21 protein-coding genes are annotated in these 21,863 nt (G+C 68.8%); 16 read left to right on the forward strand and 5 right to left on the reverse strand.

The window, feature by feature from the left end; all coding sequences use genetic code 11:
• Positions 1-5: 5 nt before the first annotated feature.
• Positions 6-926: an NmrA family NAD(P)-binding protein gene (locus ACFQ9R_RS19230; RefSeq protein WP_378992165.1), complete on the reverse strand. Its 921-nt coding sequence runs from the start codon at positions 924-926 to the stop codon at positions 6-8.
• 123 nt (positions 927-1,049) lie between these two features.
• Between ACFQ9R_RS19230 and ACFQ9R_RS19235 the strand changes: the two genes are divergently transcribed.
• On the forward strand, positions 1,050-1,823 hold the full coding sequence (locus tag ACFQ9R_RS19235) for a TetR/AcrR family transcriptional regulator (RefSeq protein ID WP_378992167.1): 774 nt from the start codon (positions 1,050-1,052) through the stop codon (positions 1,821-1,823).
• On the opposite strand, the gene ACFQ9R_RS19240 is transcribed toward ACFQ9R_RS19235, so the two are convergent.
• Positions 1,807-2,196, reverse strand: a complete 390-nt coding sequence (locus tag ACFQ9R_RS19240) for a DUF2237 family protein (protein ID WP_019048221.1) — start codon at positions 2,194-2,196, stop codon at positions 1,807-1,809. The genes ACFQ9R_RS19235 and ACFQ9R_RS19240 overlap by 17 nt on opposite strands.
• 154 nt (positions 2,197-2,350) lie before the next feature.
• On the opposite strand from ACFQ9R_RS19240, the gene ftsY reads away from it, so the two are divergent.
• From ftsY to ffh, 6 genes are all read left to right on the forward strand, one after another.
• The gene (ftsY, locus tag ACFQ9R_RS19245; protein ID WP_378992169.1) at positions 2,351-3,871 is read left to right on the forward strand and encodes a signal recognition particle-docking protein FtsY; all 1,521 of its coding nucleotides are present in this window, start codon (positions 2,351-2,353) and stop codon (positions 3,869-3,871) included.
• 314 nt (positions 3,872-4,185) lie between these two features.
• Entirely contained in the window at positions 4,186-5,532 is a 1,347-nt protein-coding gene (locus ACFQ9R_RS19250; protein ID WP_378992171.1) for an ammonium transporter, read from the forward strand.
• A 5-nt stretch (positions 5,533-5,537) separates the two neighbouring features.
• Positions 5,538-5,876, forward strand: a complete 339-nt coding sequence (locus ACFQ9R_RS19255; protein WP_067449485.1) for a P-II family nitrogen regulator — start codon at positions 5,538-5,540, stop codon at positions 5,874-5,876.
• A 91-nt stretch (positions 5,877-5,967) separates the two neighbouring features.
• Positions 5,968-8,412, forward strand: a complete 2,445-nt coding sequence (locus ACFQ9R_RS19260; RefSeq protein ID WP_378992173.1) for a [protein-PII] uridylyltransferase — start codon at positions 5,968-5,970, stop codon at positions 8,410-8,412.
• A 132-nt stretch (positions 8,413-8,544) separates the two neighbouring features.
• On the forward strand, positions 8,545-8,859 hold the full coding sequence (locus ACFQ9R_RS19265; protein WP_378992174.1) for a hypothetical protein: 315 nt from the start codon (positions 8,545-8,547) through the stop codon (positions 8,857-8,859).
• A gap of 80 nt (positions 8,860-8,939) precedes the next feature.
• On the forward strand, positions 8,940-10,505 hold the full coding sequence (ffh, locus tag ACFQ9R_RS19270; protein ID WP_056811842.1) for a signal recognition particle protein: 1,566 nt from the start codon (positions 8,940-8,942) through the stop codon (positions 10,503-10,505).
• Positions 10,506-10,568: 63 nt separating this feature from the next.
• Here ffh and ACFQ9R_RS19275 read toward each other — a convergent pair whose 3' ends face one another.
• Entirely contained in the window at positions 10,569-11,360 is a 792-nt protein-coding gene (locus ACFQ9R_RS19275; RefSeq protein WP_378992176.1) for a 3-oxo-5-alpha-steroid 4-dehydrogenase, read from the reverse strand.
• 104 nt (positions 11,361-11,464) lie between these two features.
• Between ACFQ9R_RS19275 and ACFQ9R_RS19280 the strand changes: the two genes are divergently transcribed.
• The 6 genes from ACFQ9R_RS19280 (at position 11,465) to trmD (ending at position 15,594) form a co-directional block, all read left to right on the forward strand.
• Complete coding sequence (locus ACFQ9R_RS19280) at positions 11,465-12,283, forward strand: nuclear transport factor 2 family protein (RefSeq protein WP_378992178.1); 819 nt, start codon at positions 11,465-11,467, stop codon at positions 12,281-12,283.
• Between the two features lie 122 nt (positions 12,284-12,405).
• Positions 12,406-13,500: an amidohydrolase family protein gene (locus ACFQ9R_RS19285; protein ID WP_378992179.1), complete on the forward strand. Its 1,095-nt coding sequence runs from the start codon at positions 12,406-12,408 to the stop codon at positions 13,498-13,500.
• 208 nt (positions 13,501-13,708) lie between these two features.
• Positions 13,709-14,146, forward strand: coding sequence for a 30S ribosomal protein S16 (rpsP, locus tag ACFQ9R_RS19290; RefSeq protein ID WP_378626367.1), 438 nt, complete (start codon positions 13,709-13,711; stop codon positions 14,144-14,146).
• Positions 14,146-14,388 (forward strand): RNA-binding protein, encoded by a 243-nt coding sequence (locus ACFQ9R_RS19295; protein ID WP_056811833.1) that lies wholly within the window; start codon positions 14,146-14,148, stop codon positions 14,386-14,388. The genes rpsP and ACFQ9R_RS19295 overlap by 1 nt, the downstream gene beginning before the upstream one ends.
• Positions 14,389-14,913, forward strand: coding sequence for a ribosome maturation factor RimM (rimM, locus tag ACFQ9R_RS19300; protein ID WP_378626368.1), 525 nt, complete (start codon positions 14,389-14,391; stop codon positions 14,911-14,913).
• Between the two features lie 3 nt (positions 14,914-14,916).
• Positions 14,917-15,594 (forward strand): tRNA (guanosine(37)-N1)-methyltransferase TrmD, encoded by a 678-nt coding sequence (gene trmD, locus ACFQ9R_RS19305; protein WP_378992180.1) that lies wholly within the window; start codon positions 14,917-14,919, stop codon positions 15,592-15,594.
• 1 nt (position 15,595) lies between these two features.
• Here trmD and ACFQ9R_RS19310 read toward each other — a convergent pair whose 3' ends face one another.
• Positions 15,596-15,964 carry a VOC family protein gene (locus tag ACFQ9R_RS19310; RefSeq protein ID WP_378992183.1) on the reverse strand — a complete coding sequence of 123 codons (369 nt, stop codon included), beginning with the start codon at positions 15,962-15,964 and terminating at the stop codon, positions 15,596-15,598.
• Positions 15,965-16,368: 404 nt separating this feature from the next.
• Positions 16,369-17,214 carry a LuxR C-terminal-related transcriptional regulator gene (locus tag ACFQ9R_RS19315; RefSeq protein ID WP_378992184.1) on the reverse strand — a complete coding sequence of 282 codons (846 nt, stop codon included), beginning with the start codon at positions 17,212-17,214 and terminating at the stop codon, positions 16,369-16,371.
• A gap of 96 nt (positions 17,215-17,310) precedes the next feature.
• Between ACFQ9R_RS19315 and ACFQ9R_RS19320 the strand changes: the two genes are divergently transcribed.
• From ACFQ9R_RS19320 to ACFQ9R_RS19330, 3 genes are all read left to right on the forward strand, one after another.
• Positions 17,311-18,924, forward strand: coding sequence for an AMP-binding protein (locus ACFQ9R_RS19320; RefSeq protein ID WP_378992186.1), 1,614 nt, complete (start codon positions 17,311-17,313; stop codon positions 18,922-18,924).
• Positions 18,924-20,537 (forward strand): AMP-binding protein, encoded by a 1,614-nt coding sequence (locus tag ACFQ9R_RS19325; RefSeq protein ID WP_378992188.1) that lies wholly within the window; start codon positions 18,924-18,926, stop codon positions 20,535-20,537. The genes ACFQ9R_RS19320 and ACFQ9R_RS19325 overlap by 1 nt, the downstream gene beginning before the upstream one ends.
• 110 nt (positions 20,538-20,647) lie before the next feature.
• Positions 20,648-21,817, forward strand: a complete 1,170-nt coding sequence (locus ACFQ9R_RS19330; protein WP_378992190.1) for an alpha/beta hydrolase family protein — start codon at positions 20,648-20,650, stop codon at positions 21,815-21,817.
• Positions 21,818-21,863: the final 46 nt, after the last annotated feature.

The following is a 21,863-nucleotide window of genomic DNA, read 5'->3' on the forward strand; positions in this document are numbered from 1 at the left end:
CGGTCTCAGCCGAACCGGGTCGCCGGAGCCGTGGTGTCGATCCGGTCGATGATCCGCTCAGAGCCGCCGCGGGCGAGCCAATCCCGCAGGGAGGTCAACTCTGGGTACAGCGCGCGCAAGGCGGGCAGGTCGGCGTGCCAGCCGCCGGTCTCGCGGATCAGGCGCCAGGTGTTGCCGAGTTGGGGGCCGATCGCGTCGGCTTCCTCCTCGGTGACCTCGCGGTAGTGGACGGGCCGGCCGATCGCGGCGCCGATGATCGCGGCCGCGTCGACCGGAGTGATGGCGTCGCCCGCGAGTTCGAGGATGCGGGCGTGCCAGCCCGCGGGGTCGGCGAAGGCCAGGGCGGCGAACGCGGCGATATCATCGATCGCGATCATCTGGAGCGGGCGATCGGCGGGGAACAGGTGCGGGTGTTCGCCGCCGTCGCGGATACCGTCGACAGGGGAGCCGTGCAGCAGGTAGTTCTCCATGAACCGCACCGGGCGCAACACGGTGTAGCGCAGACCCGACGAAGCCAGCGCCTCTTCGATCCGGCGTTTGCCCTGCTGACCCCATGATTTCGCGTCGCCCATCGTCGCGACGCCGGTGAACACGATCTGTTCGACACCGGCGGCGCGGGCCGCGTCGATCAGGGCGATACCGCGGCGGGCCTCGGTGTCCTCACCCCAGCCCTTGACGCGGTAATCGGCTGGGGGAACGAGAAATACGGCTCGGGTTCCGGTCACCGCCACCCGCAGGGAGGCCGCGTCGTCGAAGTCGCCGACCGTCAGTTCGGCGCCGGCATCGGCCAGTGCGCGGGCGGCGGGGGAGCCGGGGTCGCGCACCAACGCGCGAACCGGCCGGCCTTCGGTGAGCAATCGGTGGGCGGTCGCGCCACCCTGCTTGCCTGTCGCGCCGGTGATCAGAACGGGAAGTGCTGACGTCATTGCGGAGGAGCTCCGTTTCGTGATCGATCGTGTGCCTACAATCGGGTCGGTCGACCCGTATTCCGGACGGTACGGGTGGTCACACCCGGTTGGCCAGGTCCGGTGCAGGGAAGGCGTAACGAAATGACGGTCGAGCACGGCGTGGAACCGGCGATCCGATCCGACGCGCGCCGCAATCGCGCGCTGATCCTGGCTGCCGCGCAGCGTGCGCTCGCCGAACGCGGCGCCACCGTCTCGCTGGCCGAGGTGGCCCGCCGCGCCGGTGTCGGCGCGGGCACCGTCCACCGGCATTTCCCCACGAAAACCGATCTGCTGGAAGCGGTTATGCAACAGCGCGTCGACCGGCTGGCGGCGCTGGCCGCCGACCACCTCACCGATCCGGATCCGGGCGCGGCCTTCTTCGCCCTGTGCACCCACGTCATCGTGACCACACCCGGCAACAAGGACCTCTGTGACCTGGTGCAATCCGACGACGGCTGGCCTCGCGCCCTGCTACGCGGGGCGGGCAACCGCTTCCATCGCGCACTGGGCGCGCTGCTGGCCTCGGCGCAACGTCAGGGCGCGGTCCGGCGCGACGTGGTCGTCACCGATGTGCTGGACATCTTCACCGGATGCGTTGCGATCCAACGACATCGACGCGCAGCGGACCCGCTCGCCCCGGCCGTCGCGCTCATCCTCGACGCCCTGCGCGCCCATCCGTCAGTCGTAACGGAACGCCCGGCGGCCGACCGTAACGAAACGGCGGAAGGTAACGAAACCTCGGCACCCTGCGTCGTCTGCGGCTCGCCCGTCCGGAGACCGGCCACCGGCCGACCGGCCCGCTACTGCTCCCCGGCCTGCCGCCAGAAGGCTCACCGCCTCCGCAACGGGTCGCGACCCCTTACAGCAGGTCGCTGACGTCGTCGGGGACGTCTACGGCGTATTTGCGCAGGATGTCCATGGAGATGACCTCCAGCGCGTTCTCATGGGTCGCGGCCAGTACCACGGGTGCGGCCACGCCGTCCTCGTGGGCGTGCAACCAGCGGACCGCCACCACGCACCAGCGGTCGCCCGGTTGCAGGCCGGGGAAGTTGTTCTCTGGGCGCGGGGTGCTGAGGTCGTTGCCGATGGAGGCCTGATGCTCCAGGAATTCCGCCGTCACGACGGTGCACACGGTGTGGCTGCCGAGATCCTCCGGACCGGTGCTGCAGCAGCCGTCCCGGTAGAAGCCCGTGAGAGGATCGGTGCCGCACTCTTCCAGCGGCCCCCCAAGCACGTTTCGATCGGTCACTCCGCCGATCCTATGGGGCAACCGCCAGAAGTTCCGCAGGACAACGAATCTGTAGTATTTCCGCCACGCCGCGACGCGCCCGGCTACGGCTCGCCGACCTGCCGCGCAGACGCCGCCGACGTGCGGCAACTCCCCGCCCGAATAGACTCGCCGGGTGAGTTCGCAAGCGTGGATCCTGATCGCCGCGATCGCCGCCGTCCTGTTGGTGGCGCTCGTCGCGGGTTTCGTCCTGTACAAGCGACGCCAGATTTCGCTGGCCCCGCCCGAGCCGGACAAGGAGTTGACGGACCGCTCCGGTGGTTACACCGCGTCCGGTGGATTCAGCTTCAGCCAGGGCGGCTCGACGGCGACCGTGCCGAAACCCGAACCCGTCCCTGAACGCACCGATACCGACGGTCAACCGCACGTCGGCGACGACGCCGCGATCCCGCGCGACGCCCCGCGCCGCGGGATCACCGATGTTCCGCTGCCCGAGGGCGATGTCGCCGTCGACGAGACCGTGGTCGTCCCCGACGACGCGTCCGCCCTCGACACGGCCGCACCGGCCGAGCCCGGCACCGAGACCGCGCCCGCGGACACGGCCCCCGCGAAGACCGCGCCGTCCGACCCGGTTGTTACCGAAGTCGAGCCCGCGGATACGTCCTCGATCGAGGCTCCCGCCGCACCGACCACCGAGCCCGCACCGGCTCCGGCCGATACCACCCCGGCCGAAGCCGGCGCCACCACCACCGCGATCGACGAGATCGACCCCACCACCGGCCGCCTCGTCCGGCTGCGCGGTCGCCTGGCCCGTTCCCAGAACGCGGTCGGCAAGAGCCTGCTCGGCCTGCTCGGCGGCGGCGACCTCGACGAGGACTCCTGGGAAGAGATCGAAGACACCCTGGTGCTGGCCGATATCGGCACCGCGAGCACCGCCAAGATCGTCGAACGCCTGCGCGAGGAGATGGCCTCGCGCAGCGTGCGCACTCCCGAACAGGCTCGTGCCGCCCTGCGTGATGTGCTCATCGAGGCGCTGCGTCCCGAGCTCGACCGTTCCATCCACGCCCTTCCGCACGGCGACAAGCCCGCGATCCTGCTCGTCGTCGGCGTCAACGGCACCGGCAAGACCACCACCACCGGCAAACTGGCCCGCGTGCTCGTCGCCGACGGCCGCCGGGTGCTGCTCGGCGCCGCCGACACCTTCCGCGCCGCCGCCGCCGATCAGCTGCAGACCTGGGGCGAACGGGTGGGCGCCGAGACCGTACGCGGTAAAGAGGCCGCCGACCCGGCCGCTGTCGCCTTCGACGCGGTCACCGCGGGCATCGACCGCGGCGTCGACGCGGTCCTCGTCGACACCGCGGGCCGCCTGCACACCAAGACCGGCCTGATGGACGAGTTGGGCAAGGTGAAGCGGGTCGTGGAGAAGAAGGGCGAGGTCGACGAGGTGCTGTTGGTCCTCGACGCGACCGTCGGCCAGAACGGCCTGATGCAGGCCCGGGTGTTCGCCGACGTCGTCGACATCACCGGCGTGGTGCTCACCAAGCTCGACGGCACCGCCAAGGGCGGCATCGTGTTCCAGGTGCAGCACGAACTCGGTGTGCCGGTGAAACTCGTCGGCCTCGGCGAGGGCGCCGACGACCTGGCGCCGTTCGAGCCGGGCGCGTTCGTCGACGCGCTGCTCGGGGGTACCGCGTAACGGTCCCGCCGATGCCCGTCCGATCCAGCGATCGGGCGGGCATCGCTGTTTTCCTGGGCTGACATCACTGTTTCCGGACAGCGGTGGTGTGGGGAATCGCCGCGCGAACTCGCGGCGAATCGCACATCCGTACCAACCTCACCGTGAGCTGACAGGCTCGTGCCAACCACGCGAAACGTGGATGCAACACAACAGCGCTATCCGTTCACTCAGGTGAAACACCACAGCTCAACGGATGAAACACCGAGTGGCGACCCTTCTGTACAGGTCCTTTTGCCGTCATCGGCAGGGCCCGAGATGAGGAGGAACACAAGGTGGCATTTCCACTGATCGGCGCACCGGACGCCGGTGACACCGCCTGGATGCTGGCGTCAGCGGCCCTCGTGCTGTTGATGACGCCGGGTCTGGCGTTCTTCTACGGCGGTATGGTCCGTGGCAAGAACGTGCTGAACATGATCATGATGAGCGTCTCCGCGATGGGCCTGATCACCATCCTGTGGTGTCTATACGGCTTCTCGATGGCGTTCGGCGAGGACAAGGGCAAGCTGGTCGGTGACCCGCTCCAGTACTTCGGCCTCAAGGGCGTCCTGGGCGGCGACTATCTAGCGACTACCGACCCCGCGGCCCCCGCCGCCATCCCGCTGTTCGGCACGATCCCGCTCTCGGTGTTCGTCGCCTTCCAGCTCATGTTCGCGATCATCACGGTCGCACTCATCTCGGGCGCGGTCGCCGACCGCTTGAAGTTCGGGTCGTGGCTCGTATTTGCCGGAATCTGGGCCACGGTCGTCTACTTCCCCGTCGCGCACTGGGTGTTCGCCTTCAGCGGCTACACCGGTGAGAACGGCGGCTGGATCGCCAACAACCTCAAGGCGATCGACTTCGCCGGTGGTACCGCGGTCCACATCAACGCCGGTGCCGCCGGTCTGGTGCTCTGCCTGATCCTCGGCAAGCGCAAGGGCTGGCCGAAGACGCCGTTCCGTCCGCACAACCTGCCGTTCGTGATGCTCGGCGCCGGTCTGCTGTGGTTCGGCTGGTACGGCTTCAACGCGGGTTCGGCGCTGAGCGCCAACGGTGTCGCGGGTGCCACCTTCCTCACCACCACGATCGCCACCGCCGCCGCCATGATGGCCTGGCTGCTCGTGGAGAAGATCCGCGACGGTCACCCGACCTCGCTCGGTGCCGCCTCGGGCATCGTCGCCGGTCTGGTCGCGATCACCCCGGCCTGTTCCTCGGTGAACGTGGTCGGCGCCCTGGCTGTCGGTGTCGTCTCCGGTGCGCTGTGCGCCCTGGCCGTCGGCCTGAAGTTCCGCTTCGGCTTCGACGACTCGCTCGACGTCGTCGGCGTCCACCTCGTCGGTGGTCTGGTCGGCACGCTGATCGTCGGACTCGTCGCTACCAGCGAAGCTCCCGCAGGTGTCGATGGACTGTTCTACGGTGGTGGGGTCGAGCAGTTGAAGCTGCAGGCCGTCGGTGCCTTCGCCGTTCTCGCCTACTCGCTGGTCGCCACGGCCATCATCGCGTACGCGATCAAGTTCACGATCGGCCTGCGCGCCAGCGAAGAATCCGAGTCTGCGGGCCTGGATGAGTCCGAGCACGCGGAAACCGCTTACGATTTCGCTGCTGTGGGTGGCACGGCACGCACGCTCGTCAAGGAGGCATGACGAACATGAAACTGGTTACGGCAATCGTCAAACCGTTCACGCTCGAAGATGTGAAGTCCGGGCTGGAACAGGCAGGCGTGCTCGGCATGACCGTCAGCGAAGTCCAGGGATACGGCCGGCAGAAGGGCCACACCGAGGTTTACCGCGGTGCCGAGTATTCGGTGGACTTCGTGCCCAAGGTCCGGGTCGAGGTCGTCGTGGACGATGCGTCGGTCGAGAAGGTCGTCGAGGTGATCGTCGAAGCCTCGCGCACCGGCAAGATCGGTGACGGCAAGGTGTGGGTGACCCCGGTGGACACCATCATCCGCGTCCGTACCGGCGAACGCGGAAGCGACGCACTGTAATTCGGTAGGGCACGCACGATAAATCGATCGAGCGGCGGCCCCGCTCCCACCGGTGAGACTGATCCGGTCGGGGCGGGGCCGCCCGCATGAAATGGTGGTGTGGGCTGTGGCACAGCGGAACGGTGGTATTCAGAACAACGGAGCGGCGGACCTGGTCAAGGCCAGGTCGCAACTGCTCGACGGAGCGGGCACCCGCAATCCGCGGCTCGATCCGGAATCGCTGCGCGAGGCCTTGGTCGATCTGTTCGAACTGTGGCTCACCAGCAAGGGCAACGAACTCGGCATCACCGCCGACAGCGGCCTCTCGCTCGTCGCGGTGGGTGGACTCGGACGCCGCGAGATGCTGCCCTACTCCGATCTCGACCTCGTGCTGCTGCACGACGACGTCGACCCCAAGGTGGTTTCGGAGGTCGCCGATCAACTCTGGTACCCGCTCTGGGACGCCCACATCAAGCTCGACCACAGCGTGCGCACCGTGCCGCAGGCGCTGCGGGTGGCCGCCGACGACATGATCGCCGCGCTCGGCCTGCTGGAGGCGCGCCACATCGTCGGCGACCGAGACCTCAGCAATCTGCTCATCGGCGGCGTGCGCCGGGAATGGCGCACCGGTATCCGGTCCCGCTTCGACGATCTGATCGCCCAGACCACCGCCCGCTGGCAGCGCAGCGGCGAGATCGCCCATCGCGCCGAACCCGATCTCAAGAACGGTCGCGGCGGGCTGCGCGATATCCAGCTGCTCGACGCGCTCTCGATCGCCCAATTGACCGACGCCATGCCGGGATTGGGCCCTGAGGTCCCCGGCGGCGGCCTGAAACAGGCCCACCGCAGGCTCCTCGACGTGCGCACCGAACTGCACCGCGTCGCAGGCCGGGCCCGCGATCAGCTGCGCGCCCAGGATGCCGACGAGATCGGCGCCGCGCTGCGCATCGGCGACCGCTTCGATCTCGCCCGGACATTGACCGATTCGGCGCGTACGGTGAGCTATTCGTGCGACGTCGGTCTGCGCACGGCCGCCAACGCGTTACCGCGGCGCGGCCTGGCCAGACTGCGCCGCATGCCGGTGCGCCGACCACTCGATGAGGGGGTGGTCGAGCACTCCGGCGAGGTGGTGCTGGCCAGAGACGCCCGCCCGCAGCGTGATCCCGGGCTGATCCTGCGTGTCGCGGCGGCATCGGCGCAGACCGGGTTGCCGATGTCGGCGACCACGCTCAACAGGTTGTCCGAGGACGCGCCCGAACTACGCGAACCGTGGCCCAAGGACGCGCTCAACGATCTGCTCGTCCTGCTCGGCGCGGGTCGCGGCAGCATCGACGCGGTCGAGGCGCTCGATCGAACCGGATTGTGGGGCAGACTCTTTCCCGAATGGGGTGCGGTCCGTGATCTGCCGCCGCGCGATGCGATGCACACCTGGACCGTCGATCGGCACCTGATGGAGACGGTCGCCTACGCGAGCAGCCTGAGCACCAGGGTCGCCCGGCCCGACCTGCTGGCGCTCGGCGCCCTGCTCCACGACATCGGCAAGGGGCGGCAGGGCGACCACAGCATCGTCGGCGCCGAGCTGGCCACGCATATCGGCCGCAGGCTCGGAATGTGGCCTTCGGATGTGCGTACCCTCAGCGCGATCGTGCGCCACCACCTGCTCCTGCCCGACACCGCGACCCGGCGCGACCTCGACGACCCGGCGACCGTGCAGCACGTCGCCGACGCGCTCGGTGGTGACGTCGGCCTGCTCGAACTGCTGCACACGCTCGCCGAAGCCGACTCGATGGCGACCGGCCCCGGAGTGTGGGGCGACTGGAAGGCCTCGCTGATCGGTGAGCTGGTGCGCCGCTGCCGGCTCGTCATGGCGGGCGAGCCGCTGCCGCAACCGGAACCGATCGACCCGGAGCTTCTGGACAAGGCCAGGGCGGGCGGCGTGCACGTCACCCTCGCGCCCGGTGACGGCAAGCACACCTTCGTGGTGACCGTGATCGCCCCCGACGAGCCCGGCCTGCTCTCCGACGCCGCCGGTGTCCTGGCACTGCACGCGTTGCGGGTGCTCTCGGCCGCGCTGGGCAGTGCGGGGGAATCGGCGATCAATACCTTCGTGGTGATGCCGAAATTCGGCGATCCGCCGGACGCGGGTCTGCTGCGTCAGGAACTCATCCGGGCCACCACCGGCGCGCTCGACCTGCCCGCGGTGCTGGCCAAACGCGAAACCGACGCTGTCGGGACCGGGCCAGGCCGGTACGCGCGCGCCGCGCCGCGCCTGATCTGGTCACCGACCAGCACTCCCGGACAGGTGATCCTGGAGCTGCGCGCCGACGACCGGATCGGTTTGCTGAGCAGGCTGGCCGGTGCGTTCGCCGCGACGGGAGCCAATGTCCGGTGGGCCAAGGTGGTCACGATGGGCTCGGCTGTGGTCGACGCCTTCTGCCTCGATCTGGGCGACACCGACAGCCCAGCCCTGCGCGACCGGATCGAAAAGGCCGTCCTGGACGTGGTTCCGCGGCCCGCGCCCACCCCGCCGCCGACCGAAACCACCGACGCCGGCTGACACCGCAAGGACACGGTTTACTCACTGATTGCTATCAGGTTGCTACACAGCGTCCTCGCGGCCCGATAAGTCGAGATGGGACCTATAGCATTCCCCTGGTCCGGCTGTCGCTCGTACGAGGGGAGCTGATCCGTGGCTATCGAAGTCGTTTCCGCGTCGATGATGACCAGCGACGCGACCGCGCACATCGCGCGGTGCGTCGGTGGTGACCTGTGGGTGGTTTCGTGGTTGCCGGGTCGCACCCTCAGTGGTGCGCAGGCGTTGGCCGCGATGACCATCGCCTCGACCGCCGCCCACCACGCCGACAGTGCCGATTCCGAATGGATTCGGATCGAGGCGCTCTCCCGGGAACTCGGCCTCACCGGCAGAGAAGCGGTGTATCTGGTGGACATCGAATCGCACGAGTTGCGCCGCACGGCGCCACCGCACGTGCAACATACCGAATAACCTCCATTACCCTGGGAGGGCAAGAGACGTCCGGCTTCGGTCAGACGACCTGAGACCCTTTCAGATCAGGAGCGCGATCGGTGTTCGAATCCCTGTCCGACCGGCTTACCGGTGCACTGCAGGATCTGCGCGGTAAGGGGCGTCTGTCACCGGCCGACATCGACGCCACCGCGCGCGAGATCCGCCTCGCACTCCTCGAGGCCGACGTCGCGCTGCCCGTGGTGCGCGGCTTCATCGCCAACGTCAAAGAACGCGCCAAGGGCGCGGAGGTCTCCGGCGCGCTCAATCCCGCGCAGCAGGTCGTCAAGATCGTCAACGAGGAACTCGTCGCGATCCTCGGTGGCGAGACCCGTCGCCTCAATCTCGCCAAGAACCCGCCGACGGTCATCATGCTGGCCGGTCTGCAGGGTGCGGGTAAGACCACGCTCGCGGGCAAGCTGGCCAAATGGCTCAAGGGCCAGGGGCACCAGCCGTTGCTGGTGGCCTGTGACCTCCAGCGTCCCGGCGCGGTCACCCAGCTGCAGGTCGTCGGTGAGCGCGCGGGCGTGCCCGTGTTCGCCCCGCACGGCGGCACCTCCATCGGTGGCGGTGAGAACCCGCTCGGGATCACCGCGGCCGACCCGGTCGCCGTCGCCGCGGCCGGTATCGAAGAGGCCAAGGCCAAGCAGTACGACGTGGTCATCGTCGATACCGCAGGCCGCCTCGGTATCGACGCCGAGCTGATGCGCCAGGCCGCCGGCATCCGCGACGCCGTGCAGCCCGACGAGACGCTGTTCGTGCTCGACGCGATGATCGGTCAGGACGCGGTGAGCACCGCCGAGGCCTTCCGCGACGGCGTCGGGTTCACCGGTGTCGTGCTCACCAAGCTCGACGGTGACGCCCGCGGTGGTGCCGCTCTGTCGGTCCGCAACGTCACCGGCGCGCCGATCATGTTCGCCTCCACCGGTGAGAAGCTCGAGGACTTCGACGTCTTCCATCCCGACCGGATGGCCTCGCGCATCCTCGGCATGGGCGATGTGCTCACCCTCATCGAGCAGGCCGAACAGGTCTATGACGCCGAGCAGGCCGAGGAGACCGCGCGCAAGATCGGCAGCGGCGAGCTCACCCTCGAGGACTTCCTCGATCAGATGCTGGCCATCCGCAAGATGGGCCCGATCGGCAATCTGCTCGGGATGCTGCCGGGCGCCGGTCAGATGAAGGACGCGCTGGCCGCGGTCGACGACAAGCAGCTCGACCGGGTGCAGGCGATCATCCGGGGCATGACCCGCGCCGAGCGGGACAATCCGAAGATCATCAACGCCTCGCGGCGCCTGCGCATCGCCAACGGTTCCGGGGTGCAGGTCTCCGAGGTCAACCAGCTCGTCGACCGGTTCTTCGAAGCCAAGAAGATGATGGCGATGATGGGTCGGCAGATGGGGATGCCGGGAGCTCGCCGCGGCAACAACAAAAAGGGCGGTAAAAAGGGCAAGAAGGGCGGGCGTGGGCCCACTCAGCCGAAGATGCGCGGCGGGTTCCCCGGAATGCCCGCCGGGATGCCGGGCTTGCCGCCGGGCATGGATCTGTCGAACATGCCCCCCGGTCTCGATCAGCTGCCGCCCGGCCTGGAGGGGATCGACCTGTCCCAGCTGAAGTTCCCCAAGAACTGAATTGTTGGCGCGCTGGCGCGCGCGTGTCCGCGGCCCTGAGGGGTCGCGGTGCTGGTCGGCGTGTTAGATCACGCCGGGGATCAGCGCTTTGCGGGTGGTCGGGTAGTCGGCGAACTTCTCGCGGTACCAGCGGTGGGTGGCGAAGGCGCGCGGCACCAGGTTTCCCGCGGTGATCAAGAAGATCGCGACGCCGGCCAGCGACCAGGTGAGCAGGGCGAACCCGGCCCAGGCGATCAGCTCGCCCAGGTAGGCCGGGCTGCTGACGAAGCGGAAGCCGGCGCCGTGGGGGACCCGGTACTCGGCGGCGCCGGGGTTGTTCTTGTCCCGCAGATTGCGCACGATCGCCTCGGATCGCACCAGCAGCCCGAATCCGCACAGGTACACGACCAGCCCGATCAGGAAGCGCGGATCGGTGAGCCAGGCGGTGCCGTACTGGTTCTTGTAGTCGTTGCTGAAGAACGCGCCGTTGAGGTAGCCGTGCAGGGCCGTCACGAACACGCCCGCCGCGACCACCGAAACGTTGAAGCTGCTCGTCTTACCCGGCACCTGCCGGATGGAGAGCGGGAAGAACCAGCCGCGATTGCCGTAGTGCAGCAACCAGATGGCGGCCAGCACCAGCGGCACCGGCTCGAAACGATCGGGGCCGCTGAGATAGAACACCGCGAACACGACGGTCGCGGGCAGCTCCATCAGCCACCAGCCCAGCTTGGGGTTGAGATTGAAGCCGACCTTGTTCGACGCGAAGCGGCCGTAGGGGCTCTGCGCGAACAGCCCGCCGACGATCACGAACGCGGCGAAGGCGAAGGCGATGGCCAGCACGGTGTCGTAGGTGGTGTTCCCGGTGTACCAGTCCATCGAGATCCTCTTGTCCAACAGGCGCCGAGCACGATCGCCGACGCAAAACTAGAACACGTTCTATCATGGATCGCGGAGGGGGAGCGTGACTATGGAGGACCTACATGTCGTTGGATCGGACCGCCGAGGACCTGCTGGCGGCGGTGCGGGCGTCACCGCGTGCGGTGGCCGCGCACGACAAGACCGCGTGGGTCGGGCTGTTCGCCGAGCAGGCGGCGGTACACGACCCGTACGGCTCGCGCGAGCACATCGGCCCGGACGCGATCTCGCGTTTCTACAACGTCTTCATCGCGCCGAACGCCATCGCCTTCCGCGTGGACCGCGACATCGTCGCCGGCTACGCGGTGGTGCGTGACCTGCACATCGAGACCACGATGTCGACGGGCGCCACCGTCACCGTGCCGATGCATCTGCGCTACGACCTGGTCGATACCGATGGCGGCTGGCGGATCGCCCGGCTCGCCGCGCACTGGGAGCTGGGGGTGATGGTCGCGCGTCTGCTGCGCACCGGCCCGTCCGGATTGCTCGCGGGAGCGAAGCTCGGGCCGCAACTCGTGGGCGAGCTCGGCATGGGCGGAGCGATGGGCATGATGCGGGCGCTGCGCGGCATAGGCGGCTCCGGCAAGCGCATCGTCGGCAGACTCTTCGCTGCTGTCGCGTCCGGCGACACGGGTGGCGTGCGAGCGCTGCTCGATGAGCGGACGGTGTGCGAGCTGCCCGCCGGGCGACCGATCTCGGTGACGGAGTTCGCCGACCGCGCGCGAGACATCGAGTGGGACAAGATGATCGCCGCGGGTCGCACGGTCAGCGTGAGCGTGCGGGTCGGTGCGTCGCGGGGTGTGGCCTTCGTCGACTTCGCCCCGGACCGGCCGCGGATCACCGCTGTGCGGGTCTTTCTCGACGGCGATCCTTCAGGCGACTGACCGCTCGCCCGAAGGGTGCCGACCCCGCGCCCGGTGCTGGCGCGGTGGCCGGGCCTCGGAGCGTGTGCGTGCGCCGATCCTGCGAGGTAGGTTCGGTTTCAGGCCGACGACTGGAGGTTCGTGTGCATCTGCGTGGTGTAGTTCTCCCCGGCGACCGGGAGCGCGACCTCTGGGTTGTCGACGGCGCCGTGACGTTCGAGCCCGTGCGTGGTGCCGAAACCCTGTGCGGCACAGGCTGGATCGTGCCCGGCCTGGTCGACGCGCACTGCCATGTCGGCATTCGCTACGGCGGCGGGGACGAGACCCGCGACGGCGCGATCGAGCAGGCCGAGACCGAACGCGACGCCGGGGCGCTGCTCCTGCGCGACGCGGGCTCGCCGATCGACACCCGCTTCATCGACGAGCACGCCGAGCTGCCGCGGATCATCCGCGCGGGTCGTCACATCGCCCGCCCCAAGCGCTACATCCGCGAACTCGGGATCGAACTCGACGACGAGCGCGACCTGCCCGAGATCGTCGCCGAGCAGGCCCGCTTCGGTGACGGCTGGGTGAAGATCGTGGGGGATTGGATCGACCGCTCCGTCGGCGACCTGCGCCCGCTGTGGAGTGACGACATCCTGAAGCAGGCCATCGACGCCGCCCACGCGAACGGGGCAAGGGTCACCGCCCACGTGTTCGGTGAGGACGCCCTGCCGGGCCTGATCAACGCGGGTATCGATTGCCTCGAACACGGCACCGGCATCACCGACGACACCATCGAACTGATGGTGGCCAACGGCACCGCCCTGGTCCCCACCCTGATCAATATCGACACCTTCCCCGGCATCGCCGACAGCGCCACGAAGTTCCCGGTCTACGCCGCCCACATGCGCGACCTGCACCGCCGCGTTCGCGACACCGTCGGCAAAGCCCACGAGGCGGGCGTCCCGATCTACGCGGGCACCGACGCGGGCGGCTCCATCCGTCACGGCCGCATCGCCGACGAGATCACCGCCCTGTCCGGCGCGGGCCTGTCACCCCACGAGGCTCTCGGCGCCGCGTCGTGGAACGCCCGCACCTGGCTCGGCCGCCCCGGTATCGACGAGGGCGCCCCGGCCGACTTCGTCGTCTACGCCCACGACCCCCGCGTGAACCCGCACTCGCTCACCGACCCACAATGGGTCGTGCTGCGTGGCCTGGTCGTGAAGACCCCCGATCCGGTCACCGGGCACCGCTGAATCGGCGTCGACGGCAATAGCGGAGGCGATTTCCGGGCGCGGCGGGTCGTCTGGCAGAATGAACCCTCGTCCTTCCTGGACAGTGTCAGCCCGTCTCCGGTTACGTACCGCGCGGCGGTCACGCACGCATGCGCGAAACCGGACCCGCAGACCATGCGGGTCGCCGAATCGCGTGGTGACCAAAACTACTGAAAGAAGACTGAACAGCATGGCTGTCAAGATCAAGCTCACTCGTCTCGGCAAGATCCGCAACCCGCAGTACCGCGTCGTCGTCGCCGACGCCCGTACCCGTCGTGACGGCCGCGCCATCGAGTCCATCGGCCTGTACCACCCGAAGGAAGAGCCTTCGCTGATCCAGATCGACGCCGAGCGCGTCGCGTACTGGCTGTCGGTCGGCGCGCAGCCCACCGAGTCGGTGCAGCGTCTGCTGGAGATCACCGGCGACTGGCAGAAGTTCAAGGGCCTGCCGGGCACCGAGGGCACCCTGAAGGTGAAGGCCGCGAAGACCTCCAAGCTGGACCTGTTCAACGCCGCGCTGGCCGCCGCCGACAACGCGCCCACCACCGAGGCCGTCACCCCGAAGAAGAAGGCCGCCAAGAAGGACGAGGCTGCCGCTGAGGAAGCCGCCACCGAGGCTGCCGAGTAATGACTGCTGTTGTTGCCGATGCCGTCGAACATCTGGTTCGCGGCATCGTCGCCAACCCTGACGACGTCCGTGTCGAGCTGCTCACCGGACGTCGTGGACGCACCGTCGAGGTACACGTCCATCCTGAAGACCTGGGCAAGGTGATCGGGCGCGGTGGTCGTACCGCGACCGCGCTGCGCACCCTGGTCGCTGGCATCGGCGGCCGTGGGATCCGGGTCGACGTGGTCGATACCGACGCCTAGATGGAACTCGTCGTAGGTCGGGTCGCCAAGTCGCACGGTGTGCGCGGCGAACTCGTCGTCGATGTTCGCACCGACGAACCGGACGTCCGGTTCGCGCCGGGCGTCACGCTGCGCGGCAGGATGCCGAAGTCCTCGGCGACCCGTGACTACACCGTGAAGTCGGCCCGAGAGCACTCGGGCCGGCTTCTGGTGTTCGTCGACGGGATCGACGATCGCACCGCCGCCGACGCCCTGCGTGGCACGTTGTTCGTCGTCGACAGCGATTCGCTGCCGCCGTCGGAGGACGACGACGCCTTCTACGACCACGAACTCGAAGGCCTCCGGGTCGAGTTCACCGACGGCACCCTCGTCGGCACGGTCACCGAGGTGCTGCATTCGGCCGCGGGCGAACTGCTGTCGGTGCGCGCCGCCGACGACGGTCGCGAGATTCTCATTCCCTTTGTCACCGCCATCGTGCCGACGGTTTCGCTCGCCGATGGACTGGTTGTCATCACGCCGCCCGAGGGCCTGCTCGATCCGGAGTAATTCGTGCAACTCGACGTCGTCACGATCTTCCCGGAGTACCTCGAGCCGCTGCGGACAGCGCTGCTCGGCAAGGCTGTCGACAAGGGCCTGATCTCGATCGGCGTGCACGATCTGCGCCACTGGACGCACGACGTGCACAAATCGGTCGACGATTCGCCCTACGGCGGCGGTCCCGGCATGGTCATGAAGCCCACCGTCTGGGGCGAGGCCCTGGACGAGGTGTGCCCGGACGACGCACTGCTCGTCGTCCCCACGCCGGCCGGTGTGCCGTTCACCCAGGCCACCGCGCAGCGCTGGGCCACCGAGAAGCACCTCGTGTTCGCCTGCGGGCGCTACGAGGGCATCGATCAGCGCGTGTTCGACGATGCCGCCCGCCGCGTCCGCGTCGAAGAGGTGAGCATCGGCGACTACGTTCTCATCGGCGGCGAGGCCGCGGTGCTCGTGATGACCGAGGCCGTGGTGCGTCTGATCCCCGGCGTGCTCGGCAATCAGCAGTCCCACCAGGAGGATTCGTTCTCCGACGGGCTCCTCGAAGGGCCCAGCTACACCCGGCCGGTGTCGTGGCGTGGCCTCGAGGTGCCCCCGATCCTGCTGTCGGGCGACCATGCCAAGGTCGCCGCGTGGCGGCACGAACAGTCACTGGAACGCACGGCGCAGCGCCGTCCCGACCTGTTGCCCTGACCTAACCCGGGATCACCCGGGTGGTGATACAGAACGGGTGCCCGGCGGGGTCGAGCAATACCCGCCAGCGCGGATCCGGTTGTACCGGTGCGGGTTTGGCGCCGATCGCGAGGGCGTGCTGTTCGCAGAGATCGAGGTCGGCGTCGGCGGCGAGATCGAGGTGCACCGCGGCCGTGCCGGGCCACTGCGGCGGGTAGTAGTCCTCGACGCGTTGCGCGGCGACCGTCAGTCCCGACGGGATTCGGATCCCGACGCTGTGCGCGTCGTTCCACAGGACACGGCCACCGAGCAGCCCGAGATAGAAGCGGGCGAGGGACTCGGGGTCGTCACAGTCCAGTGAGAGGCCGGCCAGTTGAAAAGGCTCCGTCATCGAAGCGACGCTACCGGGCGCGACGGGGACCGAGATTGTTTTCCCCTAAAGACATTTGGGTATCCATCCAGGTCGTTCTTTGTGCGATCGTCCATAGTGAGGGTTGCTGGTTCCATCCGGAACGGGTTCGGTTCCAGCGTCCGTCGGCGCGGTCGGGTCGGACGCGACGAGGCCGAACGGACGCTGCGCCGATGTTCCCAGTACAGGCACTGCGTCCCTTGATGATTGGACGCTGACCCGAGTGAGCGCTCGGTGACATTCGGTGTGGGGTGTCGCGCCCACGATGTGAGACCTTGCCGGTCCGATCGGTCGCGCCGGAGGCATTGCGGCGGATTCAGCGGCCGAATGGCGGTGATATATCCCACATCTGATGCAGGGGTCGAAGCGGTCGTGGGTCGCGGCGGTCAGGGCAGCAGGCCGTGCCGCCGTGCCCGAGCCACCGCCTCGTGCCTGGTGCCGGCATCCAGCTTGCTCATCGCCTGGCGCAGGTAACTCTTGACGGTCTCGGCGCCGAGCGAGAGTCGAAGCGCCGCTTCCTGATTCGTGCAGCCGAGGGCGATCTGGGCGAGCACGTCGAGTTCGCGCCGCGACAACCGCGGCGCATCGCCGGCGGACTCGCCGGTCAACACCCCGGTCAGTCGTTCGCACACCCCGGAAAGCCGGTCGCGCAGGGCGAGATCGCCCGTGGCGGCCGCGAGGGCGCGAAGCTCGGCGTGGATCTCCCGCAACTCCTCGGTCGCCGCGGGGGTGGTCGTCGCCGGCGGTGTCGCGAGCTCGAGCAGCCGGACCCGCCGGTCCACCTCGTCACGGACGGCGATCTCCGCGGCCAGTCGCTTACCCGCCTGCAGGATCACCTCGGCGGTGCGGTCGCCGAGGGGGCCCGTGCCACGCGTGGCGGCGTACAGCACGGCGCGAGGTCGGTCGGCGACCAGCACCGGCACGGCCATCACCGACCGCAACCCTTCGCCGACGACCGCGGCGTCGTAGTGGTGGGTGATCGCGGACGAGCCTCGATAGTCGGCCACCGACGCGGGCCTGCGGTACTCCATGGCCTGCCCGCCGAGCCCGGAGGTGCGCAGCACCGACAGCCCGCGCAGACCGGTGGTGACGGTGCCGGCGAACTCGGTGAGCAGCAGGGTGTCCTCGTCCACCGCGCCGCCGAACACCACCGGGACGCTCGCCCGTCCCGCCACCCAGCGGATCTCGGCGCGCAGCGCGTCACCGTCGCGCGGGCGCAACAGGGAAGTCATGGATCACCCCTTTTCGGGGGTAGTGGGACACGTGAGCTATGCCACATTCTAGGGCAGACCCGGTGGCCGATACCCGGGTGATGAGGAGAAGCTGCGATGACTACCGATCTGGACGTGCGGGTGCGCGACCTGCTCGACCACTACGACCGACCAGAGGCCTGTGCGGCCGATCTGCTCTGCGATCGGCACCCGGCCGGGCAGATCGCGTTCACGGTGATCGAGTCCGATCTGCGCGCCCACGACCTGACCTACGGTGAGCTGCGGGAGCGCTCGGCCCGGTTCGCCGCCGCGCTGGCCGAACTCGGCGTCGAACCCGGCGATCGGGTGGCGACATTGATGGCGAAATCCGTCGAGCTCGTGGTGGCGCTGCTGGGTATCTGGCGCCGCGGCGCGGTGCACGTGCCGTTGTTCACCGCGTTCGCGCCCCCGGCCGTCGAATTCCGGCTGACCGCGAGCCGCGCGAAGGTCGTGGTCGCCGATGCCGACCAGGCGCCGAAACTCGCGGCGGCCGGCTATCGGACGATCGTTGCCGGTGACGCCGACAGCCCCGGCGCGCTGCGCTTCGACGATCTGCTCGACGGGTACCGGTCCGACGACCCGCGTGCGAAGCCGGTGGCGGTAGGTGGCGACGGCCTGCTGGTCCAGCTGTTCACCAGCGGCACCACCGGAACCCCCAAGGGCGTGCCGATCCCGGTGCGCGCGCTGGCGTCGTTCCACGCCTACCAGGAGTTCGCCCTGGATGTGCGCCCCGAGGACGTCTTCTGGAACGCGGCCGATCCAGGCTGGGCGTACGGCCTCTACTACGCGATCCTGGGGCCGCTGGCCACCGGCGTGCGCAGCCTGCTGCTGCACGCGGGGTTCTCGGCGTCACTCACCTGGGACGTGTTGCAGCGCTTCGGCGTCACCAACTTCGCCGCCGCGCCGACCGTCTATCGGGCGTTGCGCGCCGACAGCGCTCCGGCTCCGGAGGGCTTCGCCCTGCGCCGGGCGTCGTCGGCGGGCGAGCCGTTGACCCCGGACGTGGTGGCCTGGTCGCAGCGGACACTCGGGGTTGCGGTGCGTGACCACTACGGTCAGACCGAGCACGGCATGGTGATCTGCCATGCGTGGCACCCCGCCCTCGATGTGGCCGTCCCGCCCGGTTCGATGGGCAGGCAGCTCCCCGGGTGGTCCTGTGCGGTCCTCGCCGAGGACGTCGACACCGAGGCGGCACCCGGTGAGATCGGCCGGGTCGCCATCGACACCCACCACAGCCCGCTGCTCTGGTTCCTCGGCTACCTCGACGATCCGGAGCGCACCGCGAGCCGATTCACCGCCGACGGACGCTGGTATCTGACCGGTGACGTCGCCTCCCGCGATTCCGACGGCTGCTTCCGCTTCAGCTCCCGCGACGACGACGTGATCATCATGGCGGGCTACCGGATCGGCCCGTTCGAGGTCGAGAGTGTGCTGGTTCTGCACGAGCAGGTCGCCGAGGCCGCCGTGGTCGGGATGCCCGACGAACTGCGCGGTGAGGTGCTGGAGGCCTTCGTGGTGACCCGCACCGGCATCGAGGGCAGCGCCGGGTTGGCAGCCGAGCTGCAGCAGCTGGTCAAGGACGAGTTCGCCGCCCACGCTTATCCGAGAAGGGTCCATTTCGTGGACAGCCTGCCCAAGACGCCCAGTGGCAAAGTGCAGCGATTCCTGCTGCGCGGCAAGGAGATCCGGTGATGTCCGAACTCAGCTACAGCTGCGGTCCCGCCGAGGTCGCGCTGCTCGGCGACACCATCGGCGCGAATCTGGACCGCGCCGTCGCGGCCCACCCCGCGCGTGACGCGCTCGTCGACTGCCCGGCAGGGCGTCGCTGGACCTACCGCGAGGTGGGTGCGGCGGTCGACGCCGTCGCGACCGGTCTCGCCGCACACGGCATCGAACCCGGTGACCGGGTCGGCATCTGGGCACCCAACTGTGCGGAATGGTTCCTCGTGCAATACGCCACCGCGAAGATCGGTGCCATCCTGGTCAACATCAACCCCGCCTACCGCACCAGCGAACTCGAATACGTTCTCGTCCAGGCCGGGATACGCACGCTGATCGCCGCACCGGAGTTCAAGAGCTCGGACTACGTCGCGATGATCGAGCAGGTCCGGCCGAACTGTCCCGCCCTGGAACAGGTGCTGATTCTCGGCACCGAGCCGTGGCGGCAGGTGGCCGAAACCGTGCCGGACAGGCAGCGGCTCGGTGCGATCGCCGAGACGCTGTCGGCCGACGACCCGATCAACATCCAATACACCTCGGGAACAACGGGTTTCCCGAAGGGCGCGACGCTGAGCCACCACAACATCCTCAACAACGGGTTCTTCGTCGGCGAACTGTGCGGATACACCGAGGCCGATCGGGTCTGCATCCCGGTTCCGTACTACCACTGCTTCGGCATGGTGATGGGCAATCTCGCGGTCACCTCCCACGGTGCGACCGCGGTGATTCCGTCGCCGTCGTTCGACCCGGCCGCGGCGCTGGCCGCTGTCGCCGCGGAACGCTGCACCTCGCTCTACGGTGTGCCGACGATGTTCATCGCGATGCTGGCCGAACTCGATTCCGGCGCCGACTACGACCTGTCGAGCCTGCGCACCGGCATCATGGCGGGCTCACCGTGCCCGGTCGAGGTGATGAAACGGGTGATCGATCGGCTGGGGATGAGCGAGGTGTCCATCTGCTACGGCATGACCGAGACCTCACCGGTGTCCACGCAGACCCGTCGCGACGACAGCATCGACCGGCGCACCGCCACCGTCGGCCGGGTCGGCCCGCACCTCGAGGTGAAGGTGGTCGACCCGGAGACCGGGCGCACCGTGGCGCGTGGCGAACCGGGCGAACTGTGCACCCGCGGCTACTCGGTGATGCTCGGGTACTGGGAACAGCCCGACAAGACCGCCGAGGCGATCGACGCCGCCCGCTGGATGCACACCGGCGACATCGGCGTCATGGACGCCGACGGCTACCTCGCGGTCACCGGCCGGATCAAGGACATGGTGATCCGCGGCGGCGAGAACATCTACCCCCGCGAGATCGAGGAGTTCCTCTACACCCACCCCGATATCGTCGACGCCCAGGTCATCGGTGTCCCTGACGCCAAATACGGTGAGGAGCTCATGGTCTGGCTCCGGCTCCGTGAGGGCGCGAAACCCCTCGACGCCGACACCGTCCGCACCTTCTGCGCCGGACGCCTGGCTCACTACAAGATCCCGCGCTATGTGCACGTGGTCGACGAGTTCCCGATGACGGTCACCGGCAAGGTGCGCAAGGCCGAGATGCGCGAACTTGCCAGGGACATCCTCGGCTGAGCGGCTGGAGCGCACCCTGGCTCGATCCGTCGCGGGCACCAGCGCTTGTTGCTAGCGTGTTCGCGACGGTCGGGCGTTCGGGATGGTACTGAACAATGATGGGGGAGACGGTGTTCCGTCGTGTAGTGGTGGTATCGATGTCGGTCTGCGCGGTGGTCGCGTCGAGTGCGGGTGGTGCCGACGCCGGGCCGGGCGGGGTCGGCGTTCTCCCGAGTCCCAGTGCAACTCTGCCGGTCGGCGCCACGACGCTGCACCTGGTCGACGACGCACGGCCGGATCCGTTCCAGCCCGACCGGTCGAGGGAACTGATGGTCTCGGTGTTCTACCCGGCGACCGAGGTGAATCGCTACCCGCGTGCGCATTACGCGTCGACCGAACTGATCCCCGGACTGGAGGACGAACTCGGCATCGAGCTGCCCGGCGCCCTGACTCACGCCCACCGGGAGGCGCCCGCGGAGGCGGCGGGCGCCTACCCGGTCGTGCTGTACACCCCCGGCGCCGGTGTCTCGCGGATTCTGGGCACCGGGCTCGCCGAGGACCTGGCCTCGCGCGGCTACGTGGTGGTGACCATCGATCACACCTATGAAACCGGTCCGGCCGTCGAGTTCCCCGGCGGCCGGCTCGTGCGGCCCGCCCCGGCGCCCAACGGCTTCGACACCGCGATCCGCGAGAAGTACATCGCCGCACGGCTGCTCGATCTCCGGTTCGTGCTCGACTCCCTTGCCGGGCTGGCCGCGGGGACCAACCCCGATGCCGAATCCGACCCCCTACCCGCCGATCTGGGCCGGGTGCTCGACCTGAACCGGATCGGCGCCGTCGGACATTCGTCGGGCGGGTACACCGCCGTCGAGGCCATGCACGAGGACCGCCGCATCGACGCGGCCGTCGACATGGACGGGCAGATCGGGGTGGACGAGGCGTTCGGCCGCGCGGTGACCGAGGGCGTCGATCGGCCCACCCTGGTCCTGACCAGCGAGCAGATCGAGGAAGTCGGTGATGCGAATCCGTCCCTCGACGCGTTCTGGCAGGGGGCCACCGGCTGGAAACGTCATCTGGCCATAGCGGATTCGGCGCATTACGACTTCACCGACATGCCGTCGCTGGTACCCGCCGTCGCCCGGCCCGCCGCGTCGACCTACCTCGGCGCCATCGATCCGGATCGCATGGCGTCGCTCGTGCGGGGCTACGTCGCGGCGATGTTCGACAAATTCCTGCGCGAACGCACCGACACCGTGCTGGATCGCCCGATCACCGAACCCGAGGTGCGGACAATCCGCTGACCTGGGTGCCAGCGCGGTGTCGGTCATGAGCTGTAGTCTCTGCGGC

This window comes from Nocardia sp. NPDC056541 (assembly GCF_042794235.1).
Taxonomy (GTDB): domain Bacteria; phylum Actinomycetota; class Actinomycetes; order Mycobacteriales; family Mycobacteriaceae; genus Nocardia.

Bases quoted from the DNA above. Each gene is read 5' to 3' on its own strand.
- ACFQ9R_RS19325 (WP_378992188.1), top strand. From the start codon at position 18,924: ATGTCCGAACTCAGCTACAGCTGCGGTCCCGCCGAGGTCGCGCTGCTC.
- ACFQ9R_RS19275 (WP_378992176.1), bottom strand. From the start codon at position 11,360: ATGGACTGGTACACCGGGAACACCACCTACGACACCGTGCTGGCCATC.
- rimM (WP_378626368.1), top strand. From the start codon at position 14,389: ATGGAACTCGTCGTAGGTCGGGTCGCCAAGTCGCACGGTGTGCGCGGC.
- ACFQ9R_RS19230 (WP_378992165.1), bottom strand. From the start codon at position 926: ATGACGTCAGCACTTCCCGTTCTGATCACCGGCGCGACAGGCAAGCAG.
- ACFQ9R_RS19280 (WP_378992178.1), top strand. From the start codon at position 11,465: ATGTCGTTGGATCGGACCGCCGAGGACCTGCTGGCGGCGGTGCGGGCG.
- rpsP (WP_378626367.1), top strand. From the start codon at position 13,709: ATGGCTGTCAAGATCAAGCTCACTCGTCTCGGCAAGATCCGCAACCCG.
- ACFQ9R_RS19260 (WP_378992173.1), top strand. From the start codon at position 5,968: ATGGTGGTGTGGGCTGTGGCACAGCGGAACGGTGGTATTCAGAACAAC.
- ACFQ9R_RS19315 (WP_378992184.1), bottom strand. From the start codon at position 17,214: ATGACTTCCCTGTTGCGCCCGCGCGACGGTGACGCGCTGCGCGCCGAG.
- ACFQ9R_RS19320 (WP_378992186.1), top strand. From the start codon at position 17,311: ATGACTACCGATCTGGACGTGCGGGTGCGCGACCTGCTCGACCACTAC.
- ACFQ9R_RS19235 (WP_378992167.1), top strand. From the start codon at position 1,050: ATGACGGTCGAGCACGGCGTGGAACCGGCGATCCGATCCGACGCGCGC.
- ACFQ9R_RS19255 (WP_067449485.1), top strand. From the start codon at position 5,538: ATGAAACTGGTTACGGCAATCGTCAAACCGTTCACGCTCGAAGATGTG.
- ACFQ9R_RS19310 (WP_378992183.1), bottom strand. From the start codon at position 15,964: ATGACGGAGCCTTTTCAACTGGCCGGCCTCTCACTGGACTGTGACGAC.
- ACFQ9R_RS19295 (WP_056811833.1), top strand. From the start codon at position 14,146: ATGACTGCTGTTGTTGCCGATGCCGTCGAACATCTGGTTCGCGGCATC.